The following is a 570-nucleotide window of genomic DNA, read 5'->3' on the forward strand; positions in this document are numbered from 1 at the left end:
TCGGGGTGAATGAGTTTTTTCAGATCCCTGACTGTTAAAGGCTTGGCGTCATCAGTTAATTCTATTCCTAATTGCCCGTTTGCCTCTAATGTCGCAATTTTGACATCTTGTATACCCGTAACGCCGTGAAGCCGTAGCTGCATTTCAAGCTGATCAACTGTAAGTCTCATCTTCTTTAAGTTTTCGATATGAAGCTGTCCGTTTTCAATAACAACTTTTGCTTCTCCGGTCAACATCTTTTCAATGAAGTTCGATCTCATTTGGATCCATTCTATAACGATGAGTGTGATTGTGAAAATTGCCGCCGCAATTTTTGAAGAGGCTGTACTCGATGATTGGCTGAACGATAATAGTTCCGATTCCTGAAATTCTCAGCAAAATGACTCCGGCTACAATGAGAACTAGAGATTCCCAAGTGAAATTCATGCTACCACCTGACCAATGATGAATTAGATTTGTCATGGGATTGGCTTTTCTTCCGGCCAATCGCAATTTAATATATCCGAAAGGCAGTCGGTTCATTCTGTCCTGAACCGAACAATATTTTTGGTATAGATGGATATATTAAGC

Annotated in this window: 1 pseudogene; it reads right to left on the minus strand. The window is 40.4% G+C overall.

The features are described from left to right. A pseudogene (locus ACWHAR_RS30340) lies at positions 1-426 on the minus strand (DUF421 domain-containing protein); the annotation flags it as partial. Positions 427-570: the final 144 nt, after the last annotated feature.

Source organism: Bacillus sp. LR--39, from assembly GCF_053613335.1.